The sequence below is a fragment of the Vibrio sp. D431a genome (assembly GCF_030248655.1).
Classification (GTDB): Bacteria; Pseudomonadota; Gammaproteobacteria; order Enterobacterales; family Vibrionaceae; genus Vibrio; species Vibrio alginolyticus.
Genome location: NZ_JAHGAP010000001.1, coordinates 15,916 through 34,754 on the forward strand (window position 1 = coordinate 15,916; position 18,839 = coordinate 34,754).

Annotated in this window: 24 protein-coding genes; 5 read left to right on the plus strand and 19 right to left on the minus strand. The window is 41.2% G+C overall.

What is annotated here, in order from left to right:
- Window positions 1-219 precede the first annotated feature (219 nt).
- Entirely contained in the window at window positions 220-1,263 is a 1,044-nt protein-coding gene (locus KJB35_RS00110; protein WP_285468817.1) for a hypothetical protein, read from the plus strand.
- 120 nt (window positions 1,264-1,383) lie between these two features.
- Here the strand turns inward: KJB35_RS00110 and KJB35_RS00115 are convergent, their stop codons facing one another.
- The 13 genes from KJB35_RS00115 to traF form a co-directional block, all read right to left on the minus strand.
- Complete coding sequence (locus KJB35_RS00115; protein WP_285468818.1) at window positions 1,384-2,361, minus strand: hypothetical protein; 978 nt, start codon at window positions 2,359-2,361, stop codon at window positions 1,384-1,386.
- Between the two features lie 28 nt (window positions 2,362-2,389).
- On the minus strand, window positions 2,390-2,701 hold the full coding sequence (locus KJB35_RS00120; RefSeq protein ID WP_285468819.1) for a hypothetical protein: 312 nt from the start codon (window positions 2,699-2,701) through the stop codon (window positions 2,390-2,392).
- Window positions 2,702-2,883: 182 nt separating this feature from the next.
- Window positions 2,884-3,363 carry a hypothetical protein gene (locus KJB35_RS00125; protein ID WP_285468820.1) on the minus strand — a complete coding sequence of 160 codons (480 nt, stop codon included), beginning with the start codon at window positions 3,361-3,363 and terminating at the stop codon, window positions 2,884-2,886.
- Between the two features lie 14 nt (window positions 3,364-3,377).
- Window positions 3,378-4,070 carry a hypothetical protein gene (locus tag KJB35_RS00130; protein ID WP_285468821.1) on the minus strand — a complete coding sequence of 231 codons (693 nt, stop codon included), beginning with the start codon at window positions 4,068-4,070 and terminating at the stop codon, window positions 3,378-3,380.
- A 31-nt stretch (window positions 4,071-4,101) separates the two neighbouring features.
- The gene (locus KJB35_RS00135; RefSeq protein WP_285468822.1) at window positions 4,102-4,560 is read right to left on the minus strand and encodes a hypothetical protein; all 459 of its coding nucleotides are present in this window, start codon (window positions 4,558-4,560) and stop codon (window positions 4,102-4,104) included.
- Window positions 4,561-4,574: 14 nt separating this feature from the next.
- Entirely contained in the window at window positions 4,575-5,090 is a 516-nt protein-coding gene (locus tag KJB35_RS00140; protein ID WP_285468823.1) for a hypothetical protein, read from the minus strand.
- A 4-nt stretch (window positions 5,091-5,094) separates the two neighbouring features.
- A complete protein-coding gene (locus KJB35_RS00145; protein WP_285468824.1) occupies window positions 5,095-5,406 on the minus strand; it encodes a hypothetical protein in 312 nt (103 codons plus the stop codon).
- A 60-nt stretch (window positions 5,407-5,466) separates the two neighbouring features.
- Window positions 5,467-5,733 carry a hypothetical protein gene (locus KJB35_RS00150; RefSeq protein WP_285468825.1) on the minus strand — a complete coding sequence of 89 codons (267 nt, stop codon included), beginning with the start codon at window positions 5,731-5,733 and terminating at the stop codon, window positions 5,467-5,469.
- A gap of 63 nt (window positions 5,734-5,796) precedes the next feature.
- Window positions 5,797-6,144 carry a hypothetical protein gene (locus KJB35_RS00155; protein WP_285468826.1) on the minus strand — a complete coding sequence of 116 codons (348 nt, stop codon included), beginning with the start codon at window positions 6,142-6,144 and terminating at the stop codon, window positions 5,797-5,799.
- A gap of 82 nt (window positions 6,145-6,226) precedes the next feature.
- On the minus strand, window positions 6,227-7,273 hold the full coding sequence (locus KJB35_RS00160; RefSeq protein ID WP_285468827.1) for a hypothetical protein: 1,047 nt from the start codon (window positions 7,271-7,273) through the stop codon (window positions 6,227-6,229).
- 294 nt (window positions 7,274-7,567) lie between these two features.
- The gene (locus KJB35_RS00165) at window positions 7,568-8,695 is read right to left on the minus strand and encodes a DUF4240 domain-containing protein (RefSeq protein ID WP_285468828.1); all 1,128 of its coding nucleotides are present in this window, start codon (window positions 8,693-8,695) and stop codon (window positions 7,568-7,570) included.
- A gap of 31 nt (window positions 8,696-8,726) precedes the next feature.
- Window positions 8,727-9,083 (minus strand): hypothetical protein, encoded by a 357-nt coding sequence (locus KJB35_RS00170; RefSeq protein WP_285468829.1) that lies wholly within the window; start codon window positions 9,081-9,083, stop codon window positions 8,727-8,729.
- Window positions 9,084-9,142: 59 nt separating this feature from the next.
- Window positions 9,143-10,288, minus strand: coding sequence for a conjugal transfer protein TraF (gene traF / locus KJB35_RS00175; protein WP_285468830.1), 1,146 nt, complete (start codon window positions 10,286-10,288; stop codon window positions 9,143-9,145).
- A gap of 345 nt (window positions 10,289-10,633) precedes the next feature.
- Here traF and KJB35_RS00180 point away from each other — a divergent pair, with 345 nt between their 5' ends.
- From KJB35_RS00180 to KJB35_RS00190, 3 genes are all read left to right on the plus strand, one after another.
- Entirely contained in the window at window positions 10,634-11,116 is a 483-nt protein-coding gene (locus KJB35_RS00180; RefSeq protein ID WP_285468831.1) for a hypothetical protein, read from the plus strand.
- Between the two features lie 127 nt (window positions 11,117-11,243).
- Window positions 11,244-11,768: a hypothetical protein gene (locus tag KJB35_RS00185; RefSeq protein ID WP_285468832.1), complete on the plus strand. Its 525-nt coding sequence runs from the start codon at window positions 11,244-11,246 to the stop codon at window positions 11,766-11,768.
- 1 nt (window position 11,769) lies between these two features.
- Window positions 11,770-12,039: a hypothetical protein gene (locus KJB35_RS00190; protein WP_285468833.1), complete on the plus strand. Its 270-nt coding sequence runs from the start codon at window positions 11,770-11,772 to the stop codon at window positions 12,037-12,039.
- A 97-nt stretch (window positions 12,040-12,136) separates the two neighbouring features.
- Here KJB35_RS00190 and KJB35_RS00195 read toward each other — a convergent pair whose 3' ends face one another.
- The 5 genes from KJB35_RS00195 to KJB35_RS00215 form a co-directional block, all read right to left on the minus strand.
- Window positions 12,137-12,634 carry a hypothetical protein gene (locus tag KJB35_RS00195; RefSeq protein WP_285468834.1) on the minus strand — a complete coding sequence of 166 codons (498 nt, stop codon included), beginning with the start codon at window positions 12,632-12,634 and terminating at the stop codon, window positions 12,137-12,139.
- Between the two features lie 61 nt (window positions 12,635-12,695).
- On the minus strand, window positions 12,696-13,574 hold the full coding sequence (locus KJB35_RS00200; protein ID WP_285468835.1) for a hypothetical protein: 879 nt from the start codon (window positions 13,572-13,574) through the stop codon (window positions 12,696-12,698).
- Window positions 13,575-13,632: 58 nt separating this feature from the next.
- Complete coding sequence (locus KJB35_RS00205) at window positions 13,633-14,721, minus strand: ParB/RepB/Spo0J family partition protein (protein WP_285468836.1); 1,089 nt, start codon at window positions 14,719-14,721, stop codon at window positions 13,633-13,635.
- A gap of 239 nt (window positions 14,722-14,960) precedes the next feature.
- The gene (locus tag KJB35_RS00210) at window positions 14,961-15,728 is read right to left on the minus strand and encodes a hypothetical protein (protein WP_285468837.1); all 768 of its coding nucleotides are present in this window, start codon (window positions 15,726-15,728) and stop codon (window positions 14,961-14,963) included.
- A 192-nt stretch (window positions 15,729-15,920) separates the two neighbouring features.
- Window positions 15,921-16,229, minus strand: coding sequence for a hypothetical protein (locus KJB35_RS00215; protein WP_285468838.1), 309 nt, complete (start codon window positions 16,227-16,229; stop codon window positions 15,921-15,923).
- Between the two features lie 878 nt (window positions 16,230-17,107).
- On the opposite strand from KJB35_RS00215, the gene KJB35_RS00220 reads away from it, so the two are divergent.
- Complete coding sequence (locus tag KJB35_RS00220; protein ID WP_285468839.1) at window positions 17,108-17,842, plus strand: hypothetical protein; 735 nt, start codon at window positions 17,108-17,110, stop codon at window positions 17,840-17,842.
- 45 nt (window positions 17,843-17,887) lie between these two features.
- On the opposite strand, the gene KJB35_RS00225 is transcribed toward KJB35_RS00220, so the two are convergent.
- Window positions 17,888-18,712 (minus strand): hypothetical protein, encoded by an 825-nt coding sequence (locus KJB35_RS00225; protein WP_285468840.1) that lies wholly within the window; start codon window positions 18,710-18,712, stop codon window positions 17,888-17,890.
- Window positions 18,713-18,839: the final 127 nt, after the last annotated feature.

Sequence of the window (18,839 nt, forward strand, 5' to 3'; positions counted from 1 at the left end):
GTATATTACCATAACCACTTGGTATTGCAACACCAAACACACATATCTATTTTGTTTTTATTGACAACAAGTCTCGCCGCAGTAATACTCCCAACTAGGCACGGGCACCTGAGCGCAGCCAAGCAATGCTTGTCAAACGCCCTTAAACCAAGATGAAGACACTTTTTGTGACTTTCTTGTTTGCTGCACAACTTGAAAATAGAATCACAGAGAGTAACCATGTCTCGCTATATTTTCACGCCAAAAGGCATCTCAAATCTAAAAAAATCAGTTCACCAAACAGTAAATCTAATAGATAATTTTTATTGGGTTTCTCGTTTCGCAAGCATCTCTGCGTACGAAGGGAATCCACCGTCAAACACCACTGTAGATCTAATCTTTCAAGACCAACAGAATATCCGTTTCAAGCCAAAGCCAACACTATTGCTGAATCTTGTTTCTAAGGTTTTTGGCTACCGTGATTTCACGGAGATGAATACCGTGTCTAAGTCACAAGCTCCTTCAGATTATTTGTGTGTGGGGGATTCAGATTATGCACCACATTTGGCTGGCATCTTCTGTGAGCTAATGAGTGAATTCTTTAGACTGAATGAACAAACGAGCTGCACAGCTAAAATCATCTGTAAGCTGGTGGTTAATGCTTGGGAGTTGAATAAAGACCTCTACGGGAATGGCGGGTTTCATTTAGGACTTACAGCAGAGAAGGGCTCTAAGAGTTATTTTAAGGACTTAGAAATTCTTTACAGAGATGGGGAGTGGTTGTTCTCAACTTCACTTCTTGGTGCGGTCGAGAGAATAAAAGATGACACGCTTGATGGTTCACTTCTCCCTGTTCTCGCATTCTATGAACATAACTTTCCCGAGACGAAGTCAGATTTAAATGAACTTCATATGCTTCATTTGATGATAGGAGAAGACCTAGATAATATACGCGCTAATGCTGCATCTGTGGTTGCATACTCAAGGCTTACAACTGATGGTACAGGTGTTTATCTGTTGCCACATCATCATTCAATCAGAGAGTTACTGGTGAGCTCACGAAAGCATCTAATTTCGCCCTTGCTAAAAGGTGTAAATAGTAAGCATTCTTCAATTTTGCTCGCGTATCTTTCACAACTACAACCATTGCACCGTTCAAAGCACGAAATGGCTGCATGGTTTTTAAATCCTCATACAGTCACTGAACGAGTACAGATGTTTAAGATGGAGCAGGTGTCCAAAATTAAGTTTTCTGATGGTTCATTTAGTTACGCTAGGGGATAACTGAGCTGGTAAGCAAAAACCTTGCTCGAAAGTACGGGCAAGGTCTTTTGGTGCGGTAGTTTAGACAGCGAGATTAAGAGTGAGTTGTGCGTCGCTTATGTGGTTGGCATTTCTACTTTTTTAATTTTTTCGTGCTTTCTTCAGTGACTGCTTAAAACTATTGAATTGATATTTGATGGTGTAAGTATCTCCAAGACAACCGATATGAATTACACCTTCAAGCTGTTCTAATAGTTTTGCAAAGGCTCTTTCCATGACCTTCATGCGAACTCGCGTTCGAGTCGAGTCTTCGGTAATCACCAAATCAATTCCTTTCTGAAGCTGCTGTCGACAGTAGTCGGAAAGATTCATCTTTTTTTTACCGTTAATGGCTACAACACCTTGGCACTGGTCTACAATCGCTCTTGCTTCGAGGAGTTGCTTATCCTCGTTGATAAGAGCGTCATTTCTTGCATTAAGTTTGATTTCAGCTTCTTTGAGTGCTGAAAGAGCTTTTTGGTATTCAGCAAATTCAGATGTCTGTGATAAGAGTTTTTGAACGCGATCAAGTCCCTCTTTCATATCCTTGTTTGCTTCTGGTAAAAGTCCGATTAACTTCAGTGGTTCGCTAAGGAATGAATCAACAAAACCCTTAAATGTATTACGTTCCATCTCAATTAAAGAGTCGCGTTGTGACAATGCTTCTTTTATTCTGTCATCGTCAAATTTCTTCTCAATGAAACATTCAACCATGGCGTTAATAAAATCAGTCCCATTGGCGTTGTTAGATTTGGTTAGAGTTTTAATGAGGTCTCTGTATTCTTTTACTTTGTATGGAGTTGAGTATTTAGGTGCAGTTGAGTCTGTGCTAAAAGAGATCTGGATTAAAGCCTCATCAACACCAAGATACTCAAAGGAAAGACCAAGGGTAGAGGTTTCGTTGTTTTTGCTAATTGCATTGAAAGGTTTCCAAAGCATAAGGCAATCAGTTTTGATTGCTTTGTGGGCATTTTGAAACTCAGTCGCTTTCTGCTCTTGCTTTCCGTCACTGACAAATAGTTTGTGGGTAGAGTAGAGTCGAGAAGAAATAAGCCCAGTGTAGTGTTTGAGCTTTTTCATTGGAGTGTCAGGCTTCATGGAATCTCCTTTAGGAAATCAAGGTAGTTATTACGTGTTCGACTTCTTTGCCGTCGGAATTTTCATAGATGTAGCCAGATTGAATGAACAAACCAAGCTCATTAATTTCTAAAGATAATTGAGTTGCATCACTGATGGCGGCTTCATGCTCTTCCGATTCAAATTCGCCTTCAAAGTTGTCAATTGCATTTTCCAATGCAATCCGGTGGACGATCTCACCTAAAGTTTTAGACAGAATTGCTCCTTTGCCGCAATTTATTGTAGTTTCAATTTTGGTTTTTAGACCCAAAGGAATATTTGCTTCTAGCGCTTTTAAGTTCAATCTTACATCTCCAAATGATGATTATTTGTTTAGCGCGTACTTCTAACGAACAAGCGCTTGATCATGAGACATATAATACCACAACAACTTGGCATTGCAATACCAAGTTCCATTAATTAAAGATAAAAAAAGCCGCTTTGTAAGCGACCTTTTAAGTAGTTAGTGGATTCGTTTATGTTGCACTAGTGGTGTTTTTGAAGAAATTTCTGATAATTTTCTTTGAATTGTTTTTCAAGGAGTTCAGAATTTACTCGTTGGCAGTCGCTGATCATGCGCTTAATTGCGCAGCTTAAAAAGCGAGATGTTGCTTCAATGGTTCGTCTTTGTCCGTATTCAATAAAAATTGGCTCTCTTGAGACTGGCTTCTCTAGCAAGGATTGCTTGACAGCAGGGAGTTGTACTCGCAAGTATTTATCCATTGTAGAGTGATAACCTCTAATGATCTCTTTGTCATGGTAGTAGTCTGAATTAAACACACCTTTACCGGAATCTTGGTCTAGCTTACCGTTTAAGATAAGTTTGAGAATCTTTTCATCATCCCCGCTAAAAAATTCAGAAAGAAAACCATAAAAGCTTGGAGTTCTTGATAGGTTATGTAGCACTGCATTGCGCATCATTTCACCTTCAGCAAAGAAGGACATTCTTGGTTTTGGTAGCATCATATACCTGCTGTGTTTTACTCAATAATTCGAAAGTTGTTTTCTGGGTCGTCTATCGGGATAATGGTGGTTTTAAGCTGTACTCTAACGGCAAATTTCTTTTTACAATGCTCACAAGCAATTCCTTTGCTTTCCTGAGCAATCTCTACCACATCACCAAGCACTTTTAATGGAGCGTTGGTAACATCATATTCTGCACCTTCGCAGCGTCCTGCTTTACTCTTGATAACGTTGTTCTTTGTGCAGTGAGGGCATACTGCATTGAATATGTCAGATGAACACATTTGATTATTTCTCCAGATTACATTCTGCAAAGCAGTTTCAAGTTCATATATTAGAGTTGTATTTCTCTCATTAGCTGAGGCATGGTGCCTTGCAAAGTGCGTTTTGAGGTTTGGCGAACTGGTAACACTGACCCCAAGCCTACCAACGAGGAGCCACGGCAGAAGATTTTTCTGCTTTGAGTTGTGTGCTTTGTTCCCGTTTATAAAACCGTTCTCACGCTTCTTTGAGCGCACATATTTGCCTACCATGTTACACCAGCGGTTAAGTTCTTCGTGCTTGGGATATTTGGCAGTGTATTCTCGGCAAATTGATATTAATCCTTCAATATCCTTTACGACTGCCTCCTTGTCTGGGGAGTTCTCAATCGCATTTGTTAGTTTTTGAGTTAACGTCCACACACTCAATCTCTGTGTTAACGAAGACATTTTTCTTCCCTTTGTGTTTGGGCGGTATTTATTAGGCGGATTCGTTTGAATATCTTTTGATCTGCTCTTCGAGGTATGAGGTTAACTCTAATGGTCTCTGCTCGAAAACAGGGTTGTCATTTGATAACTTCATAAGCTCCTTAATTGCTGCCACTCCGTAGCCATAAACATCACCATAACTGTAGAATGCTGGAACAACAAAGCGGGGAGAAATCTTTTCACCAGTGCGAATGTAATCCCTTAGCGCTTCAATAAGCGTCCGGAGCGTTCCACCTTCTGTAAAGCCTTTCCATCTTCCTTCACGGTATACGTACACTCTCCGATCTGAGCACTTATCTAGGAACCAAATTTTTCCATGCGTATCGACCTCAAATTGCGAAGCGCCTCCATTGTGTAAGAAAAATTTCGCACCAACCGATGAAAAATTTATTAACAAGGCGTTTGCGTGTTCAACGCGTTCTTTCTTTTTGTCTTTCTTAGATTTAATCATATTTATTTCCAAAACTAAGCGCCGTTGAATATGCTTCGTGTTCGTTCGCGCTCTGTGTTAACGTCGATTTCACCCGACAAGGTTAATGCACCTTGAGCATATCCAAGTAAAAAGTTAGCTGAAACCTCGCTATGCTGTTCGTTGAGAATATTCCTTAGCATCACATAGATGTCAGGGTCGTCAGAGGTTGACTCTAAAATCTCAAATGAGCCTTTTTCTTGTTTAGCGCGGACAAGGTAATCAAGTGCGACTTCTCTGCATGGGGCATGGGGCTTTAACTCGCCCCCTTTAATCCGCATTAGGAAGTTATGAATGGTTCCTTGGTTAAAGGTTTTGTTTACGACAGCATGTACGTAGCCTAACCATCTTGCAGCCTTTGTTTCACTGAGGTTGTTATCAAAAATGATTGTGCGAAGCATCCAGAAAAGATGTTCAGTTGATGTTGGGTGTTCAGGATTTTCTTTTGGTGCTACAGATAGAACACTAGCTTTACGCGCTATTTCTATTGCAAGTTCTTTGTATTGCGCCATGAGATTACTTCATCTCAACGAGGTCGAAGTGAAGGTAGGTAGACTCGCACTCTTGTTGACGGATAACAATCGTCTCGTCATTTACGTTTGGTTGTTCCTTTTGGAACTGAAAGAATTCAGAAACAGCTTTCAAAGATTCTTCGCAGCGTCCCGATTTTTTAAAGTGGTTTGTTACATCCTCTTCGAGTTGCTTTAAGTTTTTCTCGCCAACCACTTTTACACAAATGAAATTGTAGATGTGTTGGATGAAAAAGTTTATAGGTAAAGCAGTTTCAGCCTCAACTAAGAACTCCAAGTTATATTTTGATTGCGACATAATGTAATCCTTTATTAGTTTTAGTCATTATGCCACAATAACTTGGCATTGCAACAAATACTAGGCGGCTTGATCTAGGTTATCTTCCTTAACCAAGCCCATCGGCATTATCGCAAGCAACTGATTTTTACTGATATGCTTGCCATCAGCTTTGTAATAAAGGCGGTTTTTGATGTATTCACAGCTGAGCTCCATATTACCACTATCGGTAACAAGCTCGTATGTGTTGTCCAGTAAATCTTGTTTAGGAGCCTTTGCTGCGGCAGTTATTTTTGAAACTATAGTTGCCACTTCTTCCGAAGTGATAAGTCGCATGTTGTGTTGCATTTATTGATATCCTTATTAGTTGTGTGGCATTATAGCTAAAACCAATTTAGATACCAGAAAAATCTAGACCAAGTAGCCTTCACCTGCCCAATAAGAAAAAATTACTGCACTTCCGTCATGATCGAGCTCGACCCACTCTGGTGAGAAGTAAACCTTTAGCTTACGCTCAAAGTAATTCTCAAGGCGCTGTAGTTCTTCATAATCAACAACACCTTTAGACTTGCAGTCTAAAGATCGTGTCAACATAAATCCTGCCAACATAATCCTGATTGAGATTACTTTTATCTGCTCTACGGAGCTGCCAAAAAACACTTCTTTGTTTTCGCTAATCTCTTGCTTAAGCAGACTTATTGATTGGTTAAAATCCGAGTCTCCTAACGAGACAATTAGATAACACTTCGCTTTGTCCACGGATACCTTCTTGTTAACTGCGTGCCCAAAGGCATTAAATCACAAAAGGAGCCGCCAAGACTCCTTTTATTATGTATTATGCTCAATTACCTTGGCTTTCGTCGTATGGGATGTATGACCACTTTGTGTAAAGCGGATGTAAGATCTCACCCTCGCGTTGACCTTCGCGGATAGCCATCTGAATTCGGATAGACTCTCTAGAAGAAATTGCTTTGTCGCGATGCTTGTTCTCAATAACTTCTGTCTCTTCGTTATAAAACGGGACGACAATGCGTTGCTCAAAGACCTCTAAGATTACTGGCACTCCTTCTGAGTGTAGTACTAGCTGCCCATTAACCATGCGAGCTGAAGCACTTGGTTTATGTTGGCTGCAACGCAGCGTAAGGTGGTGAGCAAAGGTATTGTCTGTGTTATTGATCTTTAAACCTTTATGTGAGAGGTGTTTAAGCAGGTCATAGAAGACAGTGTTATTGATGAGCTCTACTGCACTATTTATCTGCCACGGGCTGCCGAAGTGACCGTAAGTGTCGTCTTCTAGACCAGTTTGTGCCTTTGCACATTCTGTTAATTCTGCCTTCCAAGTAGCAATATCATGATATGCAAGGAAGTAGCCTAGCGTCTCATTGTTCGCTACTGGATTGCCACGCGTCATTTGTGCATAAAGATCACATCCACCAGCATCAGTTAAGGTGCAAAGTGCTGTTTGTTGAGACACTTCAGAGGTGGAGCCAATATGCGTCTTGATTCCAAACTCTTTCTCATCTGAGCTGCTGTAAACATTTAGAGAGATAAAGACTGTAGCTAGGTCTCCGTAATAAGTTCTCACGTCCAGTTTTAGGATAGGAAGTAAAGATGTCTTACTGAAGTAGTCTAGTTCTTCTTTGTTAGCGGAATTCATGTAGATCTCTTTGAAGCTATCTACAGGAAGTTTGTCTGCTAGTAGGTTAGGAACGACGTTAGGGTTGTTAGAGCCTAGTAATCTGGATGATAGATTGTCTAGCTTACCTGCATTGTATGAGCGGTTTGTAACTTGAGCGAATACTCCGTTGAAGTGAGATTTCAGGTCTTTGTATTCACTAGCGTTAAAGTGAGTTGTGAATAGGCGGAAAAGTTTATTGCTTGCAGACATAGTCATACCTTAAGAATCAATATTAGCTTAGCGCTGTTATACCCTTGTTATTTGCAGCATAAGCCGGATTTAAGATAGAGCTTATGTGTTTTTTACAAATGACTTTTTAATAAATAAGTGCTTGCCAAAATGGGTATGTGGCGAGGTCTTCACCTCTTGTAGGGGAGTATACGAAAGTACCTCTTTCTACACAGTCGAGCATACCATGTTTGTCTATATTGTCAAACGCGATAATTGATTAAGGCACTATTTTGTATAGAAAAACACCACTCGTTAGAGTGGTGCTGGCGGATGTTAATTCTTATTACTTTGCTCTCTGTGTCTCTTGAGTATGTTGCTTATCAAGTATTGAAAATTAACGCCCTCTATCTTACCGAGTCTAGTAAAGGCGGCATCGTCAAACCCATCTACAGCGGTCTCTACGTCACCATTTACTAATGCATTGAGCCGAGCCTTGGCTTCGTCAATGGTAGTTTTTACTTCACCGTGCTTGGCTGGGATGATGTAGTTAAAGTTTACTGCCTCAAGTTCATCGAGTGCCCGTCTAATGCTAGCTTTTGTCATTAACTCACAATCCTCAAGCTCATCTACGTCAAACAAGCGGTAAGGGTAGTGTTTTTGCTGATGGGTGTTAGGGAACGACATTTGGAAATCTGGATTGAATGCCTTAGTGAATACTTTTCCAAAATTTTCAGGGTTGCAAAGGATGTCTTGGTAAACCTCTCTTCCTTGACTGATTAGGTAGCTTATAAAGTCACAGTAAGTGTCATAGCTACTGCAAGGTTGTTTGATACCTGAATCATACAGCTTATTGAATAGTTGGCCGCCACGCGCTCTAATTGCGTTTATCTTTGATAGATCGTGATTGTATTTACGGTGAAGGAATTTTTTAACTTCAAAAGGGTTGCTGTTGTCGCCCCATTTGATTTCGTCAACAAGCTCCCAAAACTCCTCTTCACTACACTCGCAGAGTGTGGTTGTGTTGGTTTGGCTTGATGGTGACGGAATGAACTCGAAGTTTTGTTGGAAATCGATGTAATTAAATAGCTTGTCATCACTTTCTACATAGATTTTAGAAATCCCATTGAGGTAAACCGCTTTCGATTCCTTAGATGTAAGACTGTTGACAGCCGTGAATTCCGAGTCAATCAGTTCGGGTAGTAGCAACTCAAAGAGGGTGATTTCACCTGTAGTTCCCTTACCTTTGTTGAAGCCCTCGGGGTAAATATGATTCAGTGAGACACCATCGGGAAGCTCTGCGGTAATGAGCGATGTCCAAGTTCTTCTTAGTGTGACTTGGTGATGTTGTACTTCGTCGGTTGCGAAAGTACTTACTAATGGAGCTCTAAGCGAGTCAATTGCTAGTTTAAGCTCTTTGAAAGCGTACGGATGTGATGACTTAGATTTCGTTAGTGTTTTCATAACTTTCCTAATAATGCCAGTTTTACTGGTCTTAATGGCAGAAGTCTGGTTCTGTTGATTGAAGTTGAGTCCAATCTTCAACGAGGTTTAAAAAGCCGAAGGCAATAAGCTCTTCAGCTCGATGCTTTGCTTCAACCTCTGAGTGAAAAGATTCGTGATAAACCCAAAGCATACTGGAACCTTGTTCATTCAGTTTCAGGCAAACAGAATAACTTTCAGTAATGTCGTTAGCCCTTGTAGAGTCGTCCTTTGAAACAAACACTTTGTCGAACAAAGATAGCTGTTTGTGGTACATGCTAGGGGAATGTTCGCAGGGTGAAGGTGGCTTAGAGGAGAGGAACCAATAACAACTGAACCAATCGATAAAAGGTTGAAATAACCGTTTCATATAAACCTCCAAGAAAGCAAAAGAGCCGCCACTATGGACGGCTCCAGATAATCAAATGATTAAAATTGGAAAACCATCTGTGCAGATGCACCGAAGTTGTTGTCTTTTCCGTACTGACCTGCCAAATCAAGACCGAACACACCGAACGGCTTTAAGCCAATGCCAGCGGTGATTAAGTCATCTTGGTGATCTGTTAGAGAGTGAATGTAGCCAACTCTAAGTTGTGCCCAGTCCCAAGCGTTTAACTCACCACCAGCGCGTACAGATTGGGTGGAGTATTTGTACTCTTTGAAGTATTTGCGCTCATTGAGGTCTACATCCAAAGCTAGGCTGTACAAGCGGGAGTTGTATGCCAAACCTGCCTTGTATTCAGGCTCAACTTGGTATGTTGCTTTAGTGCCAAGGCTCTCGTTTGTCTCAATGTCTTGCGCGATAAGGTTCTTACCGTAGAAGCCAAAGCGAACGTTTTTGGTTAAGTTGTACGAGACACCTGCATCAATGTTGAACCCTGAAGTCTTTTCGAATTCGTTCTCGAAATCGAAGTCATCTTTATCGAAGCCTTCAACAGTGTTTTTGTAGTTGATTGTATAAAGTTGTTGGAACTTAGGTGAAATACCTACTTTTACTGGCAAGCTCTTGCTGATTTTAAACTCTTTAGCAAAGGTAAAGCCAACATCTAGTGTTGCACCAGAGACGCCGTGAGCAGTAGACATAATCTTGTCGCTTGGGTGGTCAATATCAAAGTCTGACTCGTCTACTTGTGCGATAGCAAGAGTTACTGCCTCAGCTTTTGTGAAAAAGTTTGTACTTACAAACTTGTTAGGAATTGCAATCGAGGCACCCGCTGAAATATCTACGTCGATCGTAGCATTATCAAGGTCTTTAAGTGCCTTTTGCCACTTCTCTTTGTTTGCTGGATCAGTAGGGTCTTGTTCAAATGCTTCAAATGCATCTTGGAAGGTCGTGATTTTATCGTAAATTGAATCACCATCGCGACCACGCACTCCAACAGAAGGAAGTAATAGACCAAAGTCATCTTTTGCGGTGTGTGCTGCGGCTAGCGCAGGGTTATGAAAGCTTGCCGTCATGTAATCAGCTGATGCTGCACCAACACCACCCATACCCGCAGAGCGAGCATCTGATAGTGAGGCATTTGCAGAAAGAGGCAGAAGGATGGCTGCTGTAATTAGAGTTTTTTTCATCATAAAGTCTTAATTTGTGATTCAAGAATATAATGCGAAAGCTGATATTCAAAATTACAATGAATATCACGCACCAAAAATGTGGCACTAAGACTAACACAGCATATTGGCGAAGCAATACCATTATTTTGTTTACTAGTTTCTTTTCCCGCCAACCGTGTGGCACAATAGCAAAAAAAATTACCAGAGTTACCTATGTACCATCTTCGAAAGAGAGCTACTGATATCCCTGAACGCCCAAGATTATCAGAAACACATTTTAGTTCGGGACTGAAAGGGGCTGAGCTTCCTACCGTCTTTTTACGGAACCCATCAGACTCATTAAATCTTATTGAGGATGTTTGTTATATGTACAATTCGCATAATGTAAGCGAAGAGGACATGGCGGACGAACTGTCGAAGACTAAAAGGTGGCGGGATAAGCTTATGGGTAAAAGTTTCTTTGTTGCGCTTTACAACAAGAGGAAAAAGGGAAGATACATCGCGAATGAGTCATTTGAACATGCAATTAAAGTAATCTTCTCTGCCGCAAAAGATTACCATGAAAAAGAAGTGATTGAGTGGACTCACTCTTATGATTTAAGACCGTGCCTTAGAAAGTCCCATAACGTTACACTTGATGATGGACGTAAATGCGTAATAGTTGACTTGGATTTCATTCATTTTCGATACCAGCTAAAAGAAGTGAACTCAAAGTCCCCTGAATTTTATATCGACTCAGAATCTCTAGAAAAGACTGTTCTTCGAAACATCGATAGAGAGGTTGGTGCGTTAAATACACCTTCAGAATACTCGTACGGGCTGTGGAGGGATTTGCGTAGGGCAAAATGACGCTGTAGTGGTGTTGGTAGAGAGTTTACGGCTCAATCAACAGATATTGAAGGTAATGAGCCCAAAAGGCATACTGGAGAGCATAGCTCACCTTTTGCGCATTGATTTTTAGAATAAAGGAATCCTTATGGCAGATAATTACAACAAAAAAATGAAAGAAGAAATGTTCGCTTTAAAACAACATGTTAATGACGGTGCACGTCCTGTGGTGGTAATCAACAAGGAAGTTTTTGAGGAATGCTATCTAGAGCCAAACATGCGAGCTCGATTGGTATCTCTCAACTTGTCTCCGTTGTGTGAGCCACTTACGGGTGCTGAAGATGAAGAGATCGTGTTTCGATTCACATTGGATTTTGCGGAGTTTCATGAGAGCAATAAAGTCTTTGCGGAGCCTTCTTGGCTTGATAAAAACGGACAGCCAACATTAACTGCTGAGGAAGCGGGATACAGACCTGAGAATGATCGGCTTGTATATGACCACCGCATTACATCTGGTTCTATGTTCTTTGACTTAGAGGATGAGGGAGCTTCTGAGTTGTTCAGCAAATACCAGTTGGAAATGGAAAGCGCACATGTTCAAGTAAATTACACTACTTGGCTGGAACAAAAACTCCTGTCTATGCAGTCAGCAAAACAACTAGAGATTAATTAAGATGCCGCATAACTATCGCTTAATTAAGCATAACCAAGATGAAGAAGATTCGTACGTAACAATTAGCACTGTTTACTACGACGAAGAAATGAACATTGTCAGTTGGGCAGAAACTCCTATAGCCTTGGTCGCCGACGATGTACAAGAGATGGTTGAATGCATTGAATTGTATAAAGCTGCCTTCTTAAAGCCTGTTCTGGTAGAGACTTTGCGTCCGGATGGGACAAGCACATTGATTGAGGCTCAAGAGCAATCGTTGCTTAATAGCTGATCGCGTTGCTCAGAAAGTCCAATGCGCCTTACACTATAAGTCACATATGAAAAAATGAGGGCGTAGCGCTTAGCTACGACCCTCTTGTCGTTGGAGGTTATTCCTCGCCAGAATTCTGGTTTTCTTGCAAGACTGTGTGCACGAGCGTGTGCTCAACAGCTAACTCTAAGTTTGAAGCAAACTCTGTCATGCCAGCATTAGCTAAGATAGCTACCGCCTTCTTAACCTCAGCTTCATCAGTTAAATGGCTCATCACCTCAGGGAAGCCATACAGGGATGTATCATGGTGAAATGTGTTCATCTCTGAAAGACTTTCTACCGAGTGCGCATTCATTGCCTTTTCTTCAGCGTTTTTGAAGTGTTCGTCCAAGCTTTCCGAAGGAAATGATTCATTTTCAGTAGCCAAATGAGTAACCAGCGACACAGAGTCAAGATTTAAGATTGCCTCGCTGTCATCAGGAGTTAGAAGTCCTTCTTTTTTAAGATGACCAACTCCATCAACCTCGATCGCTTGACATAAATGGTCGCGTTCTTGTTCGTTTAGTGGTTCATCACATGTAAAGCCTAGTTTGACCACAATTTTGTAATTTGACATGGTTGTTTTCTCCTAACCTGTTTTTAGAGTACTCCCAAGAGGAACCATCCCTTGGATTGAATTAGTATTTTGATGCAATAGAAGCGTTGATTTGCTCTAGGTTTTTAATGATGTAAGAAGCAGCTGATGATGGGGTTGATTCAATTCCACCAGTCAACACCTCAAATGCTTCCGCAAGAGCTTTCTTGACGTTGATGTCACTATTTTCAGACACTAGAGACCAATCAGCAGAAAGGTTTTCTTTGTTCAGCATCTCCACTTGATACAGGCGTGCCAGCGTGTTGAAGCGTTCAGCATTAATTCCTTGCAGCGTTTCAGCAACTTCAGGGGCATAGATGCTTTTGTATGAAGTAATTTCATCGTCAAGTGCAAGTAAGATTGTAAGCGTGTCTTCGTTAACGCCAAGATCTGGTACAGAACCTTCGATTGAAAGTACATTCTCAACAAGCTTGAAGTGAAGGTAGTTTTCAACGTAAGTAATAGCGCGTAGATGACATTGCTTGAAGCGCTTAAGCGTGTTCGACGCAGTTGAGATATCGGTAGTGCCAAGTTGTCTCGCGGCTTCAGTCATCATAATACCGTTTAGAACTGAGTTACGAACAATCTCGCTCGCTTTGCCTGTACGTTGGTTGCGAAGTTTTAGCAAAACATCCCACTGTTCAGCATTGATCCCAGCTAGGTTGTCTTCTACAGAACCGTTTACCATTTTCACGTAGCTGATTGCTCGTTCATGGATAGTAAGCAGGCTCGTTAACGTTTTAGATGCAGTAGATACATCTTTCACACCGATTTTCTTTGCAGCTTCAACCATCATGATGTTGTTTAGCAGGTGATCTTTGATGATTTCTAGAGATGTGCCTGTTTTTTGGTTGCGAAGTACAATCAGTTCATCAAGAAGTTCTGGAGTGATGCCGTCTAGTGCGTTTTTGTTAAGTGCCATTTTACTTTCCTCTACAGAGGAGGGGTAAACCCCCTCCATATATCTAATTTATTGTTGTTTATCGAGCTTTCTTAAGCTCAGCTGTGCGTTCCAATACTTTGTTTTGGAACTCTTCGTTGTTTCGTTCAATGTTTAGGACTTCGTTGCCGCCTTGCAGCAGCTGAAGTGCAAGTTCGCGAGGTACTGGCAGCATAACTACGTCGCCATCACCTTGTAGAAGTTCTTCCGTAATCTCAGTGTTCGCGTCAAGGCTAAGAGACTCACGGAAAGCCTTTGTTACTTGAGATACTGAGTTAGTGATTAACTTGGTCAGTTTCGCAGTTGGCTTTTGTTTACCTGTGTTACGAGGTTTACGTGTTTTCTTAGAGGCAGGTGCAGATTCAGACTTAATCTCACCTTCTTCAGCAGTAACAGCCATGGCAGCGGTTACTTTTTCCATAGAGTCGTACTCGTCCATCATTTGGCGAGCGTGAGTCGCAGAAATTTTGCCATCACGGATAAACTTCTTAGCATCTTCTGGCAGTTCGTAAAGACGTGCATAACGACTTACTTCACCTTCTGATACTTTCGCCTTAGATGCTACCTCAGCATTTGTTGCGCCTGCTTTCATTGCAAGGAAGTAAAACTTCGCTTTATCCAAAACAGAAAGAGCTAGACCGCTGTTGCCGTCAAATTGTGAGAACAACAGTTCTTTTGGTGAACCAACAACAACCACGTAAGGAATACGGAAGTTTGCCTGTGGATCTTGTTGGCGGTCGCGGAACTGCTTAATACGAGCACCCATGGTACGGTTGTGACCGTGGTGGACTTTAAGACGCAACTCGCCGTCAACAATAACTTTGAAAACTTCGATTGGCGGGATAGTGTTGTTTGGGTTGTCGTATGCATCCGCTAGGTTCATAGCGTGTTCCATATCGATACCAAACTCATGTCCGTTATCGCGAATGTTGTAACCTTCTTCGAAGATGAATAGGTCAACTTGTGCAAGACGAATGTCGTCACGCTTAACAGCTTTGTCGTTACCAGTAAGACCATCGTTAAGAGTGTTTTCGAACTTTCGCTCACCCATTGTTGTTACTTCGAAACCTTCCTTGCCAACGAATGGAAGACCAACAGACTGTACGATGTTTTCAATAGTTAAAGACATAATTAACTCCAATATTTACCTGTGTTTGTTAAGTTAAGGAACCACCCTCAACCGATGTGTGTATACTAACACAACCAGTTGGCATTGCAACACCAAATATGATTTTTTTCAAAAAAAATTGGCTTTGCTTTGCCATGTTTACTTTTTAACCCGATAAATACAAACTTTGCTTAACTATTAACCAAGAAAGCAAAAAGCCGCCACAATGGACGACTTTTTTTCTAACAGGCTTGATTAACCTACATTCTCATAGCTGGTGCAGCCTTAGCCTTAGCCTTAGCTTCTAGTTTAGGCTTGTTAAGATACTCAGCAGAAGGCTTTACAGATACCAATTTGAGCTCATTAATGGGCTTTAGTGCTACATTAACTGAACGGGTGCCGTTACCTAGTTCGCGGAATGGCCCGTCATCTATCACATCTCGTGCCACGATACCTATACTCTTATGGGCGATGAGCTTGGCTTCATTGTCATAAGTGATTGGAGAGAATTGTACACGACCATAGCTAGGGGAGTGCCTAAGAGCTTTGAAGTCATCTGGTAGCTCGACCTCAGCGATAAACCCGTCCTCGCCTGCGTAGCTAAGTGCTTGTTCAATACTGTTAGTGATGTAAACAGCTGACCCCTCTAACCCAACAGTGTGGTCTTCAAGGGCATTACTAGAGCCTCTATACCATTTCTGTGTGCGGAGTAGCTTAATATCGAAATCACCAAGAATACGATCTGTCTTGTGGTCTTCAATAGAGAAAATGCTGTCTGCGTGCGCATCTAAATCCACACCCATGCGCTCAAACTTCTTCTTATGAACTTCTTGTTTATCAGCTGGTAGTTTATTTATGACCTTGGCTAAGTCACAAATTCTAAAGTTGTCCCAATCCGTAGATCTTACGCCATCGACTTCATGATTTTCTAAGTATGTTGTTAGTGCCTTCTCTTCTTCTCCGTTCATCAGAACGTCCCAAAAAGCTTCCTGAAGCAGCTCGTAGGAATCTAGTGATGTAAAATCCATTGTCGTTTTACTTACAGCTTAGTAAAAAACGTAGATGGCTCACAATAGTAATAATAAAATCAATAGCATTTTTTTCACAAGCCTTTAGTTCTCGTGTGTCGGGCTTTACGCTTTTATTTATGTCAGACCAAAGGGTATAAAAAATCCCCAATCAGAACTAAACTAGATTGAGGATTTCAGGAGTGGTACTTTTTAAGCTTTACTCTGCTTTCGACCAAATGGATAAGTGATGATGAATAGGAGACCTGTGGAAGCAATAACGCCTTTAAATACGTATGAGGCTGGGTAGTCATGAATCATGCACCATTCTGAAATGAAATGTGATTGAGCTACAGACCCAACGATCAACATAATAAGGGTTAGTGGTGGCATGTAAGCACTAACCCTCTTTAACGATTGATTGAAGAGGTAAATATAGGTACACACCAAAGGAATTAGCGGAATTAGCCTCTCCATGTCATAACCAAGCATATCAAAGAGCGTTCCGATAACTAACGACATACCTGTAACTAGAGAGATAAAAGAGATTAACTTAATAAGAAACAAAAAAAAGGTTTATAAAAATTAGGGGTCTTTGCATTAACATCCACCAGCATCAGGCAATAATGCTTACATAAACATGTGTCTTAGCTGGTTTAATGAGTGGTTAGATAAGTTAACCAACTGATTTGTAGCGATAGTACCACAATAGAGTTTGCAGTCAATCAGTACCGAGTTCATTTAATGTGCGGTCAGACGAATTATGCCACTAATTCGATACAATACAGTTGATATGTGTAAGGTTGCTGTTATAGTTGAGAACAGCTTTTGGGTGTCAACCTAAGCTCCCTCGAAAGTTATGGTCTGAAAATACTGCATGAAGGGCGGAGTAGCCACGAACCCCTTATTCAGACCGCTCCTATGATTAGATTAATCATGATTCTGTTTAGTATAGATTTTTTATAATTGAGTTATTTCAATGATGGAGGCTTCGGTCTCCATTTTTTTTGTTTGTGATATTTTGTTATTAAATGTGTTAATAAATAACAAAGATGCATTTCAAATTCCTGTTTAAGTCGTAAGGTTTTTGTGGCATCATAGTTTCATCAATCGTTAAGCGCATATCTGTTGAGCGATTGTCTTTGCATATTACTAGCTTCGTTATAACGTCAGGCGAAGCATTGTAGCTATTTAGCTCGGTGGGTTCGCCCACCTTCTTTTCTCATCTCTCCCATACATTTCATTATGTGCCGCATCACATATTTGACTACTTCCAAAATTGTGGCATTATTACCAAAATAAAACCAACTCGTGTATCAAGATGCTATCTAGCTTGGTATAGGCGCTATTGTATCTAGATTACATGACGTACTAATGACTGTTTTGGAGTACTACCGATCATGTTTGGACTAGGTTCCGATATTCTAAAGAAACACTACCTCAAGAAAGTAACCTCTAATGGCTTAAGCCTTAAAGATGTTCCGATGGAACACAGGACAATCTCTTTATGTTCTGAAGCAGTGTATCAGAACAGCGAGGCAATGAAGTACGTACCTCACGAAATAAAGTCTGAAGTGGAAAGGAAGGCTGACTCTCTTGCAATAGTGATTGAAACAGCAAAAGCACTTGATACAGCTGAGCGTCGTAAATGCACAAAGATTGATAGTGCTGCTGGCTCAGAAAGACAGCGAGAGTTTGAGCAAAATGAGCTTAAAAAATCTTGCGAAAGAAATTTGGTGCTGGCGGATGTTAATGACAATGGAAGGGTACGAGTCAGACGCCGTTTTCGAACGCCTACTAGAAGCAGCTCTAGCATCGACTTGTTAGAGACAAAAGCGGTTCCACAAAATGTCTGTAAGATTGATTACATACGTAAGCTTTTAGATGAAAACGTCTCTGGTAGAGATAAGTTTCTTCAAGTCCAGATCAACTTAAAGAGTAAGGTTGATGAAGACAAGGACGATTTAGAGCTGAATATTATAGGTGAAGGTTTTTACGGGGCTAAAACACCAAGCCGTAGAATCGTTGTTGCGTTAGAGTGTGCACTCAGAAGTGCGGGGGTTGGGTTCTCAATCATCGATAACGGGTGGGACTCTCAGTCTCAGTTAAGGCAAGTTGAAGTCTCACTCGCCTAGAAGAGCAAACGCCGCCTAAACTGGCGGCGTTGTTATTTTGAGCTCTTAATACTCATGCAACTCATTGTTTAGATCACAGAGTTTACTGAAGAGCATTGCCATTTCATTCGAAAGATTGTCAGTGTCTTTCAAAATCTCTTCGGCACGAGAGGTCATCTCTTTCTCGCTTGTGTTCTCGCCAGATAGTTTATCGTGGATTACTTGAAGGGCAACTAGCTTGTCCTTATCGAATTTCATCTTAGGTGCATCATACACAGATGGTTTAAATTCGAGCTTGTATGCGCGATATTCACTATCAATAACAAGTAGCGCCTTAGTGTCTGGCGTTTTAACTTCACTTCTCTGTAGGTACTCAGGGAAACGAGTTAACTGGTGTGCGATGTATGCTTCTGCATAAGAGATAGCACGCTCATGACACAGCACAACACGATCGAGTGCCTGTGAGCAGTCTCTGCTTATATCTGCAAAACTGACCCCGTCCACAAGTCTTTGACGAAGCTCGTCAGAGGCAGGGCCTTTTCTTTGGTTGCGAAGCACAATCAATTTATCCCATTGGTCTAAGCTTACTGGGGCGCTCTCGCCTCCCTCTTTGAAGTGGAAGTCTTCAGTTTTGAAATGAAAGTACTCGGTCGCGTAATCCAAGGCGCGATTGTGTATTAAGATAAGACTTTTCAGTGTTTTAGATGCTGTCGTAGTGTCCTTAACGCCAAGGCGTCGAGCTGCTTCAACCACCGTGATATCTTGTGTTAGGTGATCCACTATGATTTGCAGTGACTTGCCTTTCTTCTGGTTCCTAAGCTCTATCAACTGATCTAGAAGCTTTGGAGTCAGGCTGGACAGCTGGTTTCTCTTTACTATCGTTTCGTTCATGCTCATTCAATTCGTGGGTTTCAGGAAGGTTAGTATTAGCTTATTATTATACGAAAGTGACTAATAATACAGCTTTTACTTGTTGGACAGTCTACAAAATCAGCAGTAAGGCGCATCCTTGGGCTAA